Source organism: Mesorhizobium sp. FG116 (assembly GCF_057809835.1).
In genome coordinates this window covers 1-1,169 of the sequence record NZ_JBMDKS010000120.1, presented here as the reverse complement: position 1 = coordinate 1,169, position 1,169 = coordinate 1, and the positions used below count along the sequence as shown (strand labels likewise).

Sequence of the window (1,169 nt, the reverse complement as noted above, 5' to 3'; positions counted from 1 at the left end):
CTCAGATGAGCTCCGCGATCGGCAGCTCGGCGACCCCGGTTGCCGACGTCATCTTCCGCGTGCTTATCCCGTCGTCGGGAATATCCTTGCGGATAAGCTCTGTGGCCAGAAACGCCGATCCCTAGCAAGCAGCGCACTATTCGTCACCGGCGACGCCTGCATTCCCGTCGCCATCGCTCGAAAACCCCGGCATGATATCGCCGGCCATCAGCTTCTCCTTCGACAACAGCCCGGCGTCTTCGAGCGCCTCGAAGTCCGGCAGGTCGCGAAGGGTATCGAGGCTGAAGTGTGCGAGGAAGGTCTTCGTCGTCACATAGGTATAGGGTGCGCCGGGCTGGGGCGAGCGCGGTCCCGAGGCGATGAAGTCCTGGGCGCGGAGGTGGGCGATCAGATCGCGGCTGACCTCCTTGCCGAAGAGGGTGGAGAGCTCACTTCGGGTGATCGGCTGGAAATAGGCGATCGACATCAGGACCAGCGATTCCGACTGCGACAGCGGTTTTGGCCCTGACCCGCCGCCCTGGCTCATAGCTGCCCGAATGACCTCGGAAAAGGCCCTCCGGGTCCGGTGCTGCCAGCCGCCGGCGACGGCGACAAGCTCATAAGGACGGTTGTGCAGCTCGGCACGGATATCGTCGATGATCAGGTCGAGATTGCAGCCACGTCCCACCACGCGCGCAAGGACACCCCGCGTCACCGGTTCGCTTGCGGCAAAAATCACCGCCTCGACCCGGCTCATCCATTCGCGCCAGCGCGCCTCGGGCGGCAGGTGCTCGAGTTCGGCATCGACCAGACGGTCCTGTGGTCCACGATCATCTGGCCACCCTCGCTGGCCATCGCTTTGGTCCCGCCGCTGTCCGGCTGTGTCCGCCATGCTCACAATCCAAACAGCCGAAAGTTGGCGCGGCCGGAAAGCTCCCTCACCGCCCCGAAGCTTTCCAGCCGGTCGAAGAGCCGCCGCGTGGCAAAGCGCGACAGGGTCTTCGTCGCAAAAGTGCCGGGCACGGCGTCGTCGTCGAGCAGTTTACGGATCGCCTCCGCTGCCCCTTTCGCGCGCAGCTTCGGCACCACCGCCTCAAGCCGCTCGGCCCGTCGTGCCATGTCTGCGGCCAGCCTGCAGGCTTCCGCCGCGCCCTCGACCAGCGCCAGACAGAGCGGGCGAGTGAACCCAT

Annotated in this window: 2 protein-coding genes; both read right to left on the bottom strand. The window is 65.4% G+C overall.

The window, feature by feature from the left end:
- Positions 1-136: 136 nt before the first annotated feature.
- Entirely contained in the window at positions 137-871 is a 735-nt protein-coding gene (scpB, locus tag ACODTY_RS24035) for an SMC-Scp complex subunit ScpB (RefSeq protein WP_488996688.1), read from the bottom strand.
- Positions 872-873: 2 nt separating this feature from the next.
- Positions 874-1,169: DUF1403 family protein (locus tag ACODTY_RS24030; protein WP_488996687.1), on the bottom strand; the 296-nt coding region annotated here is incomplete at its 5' end.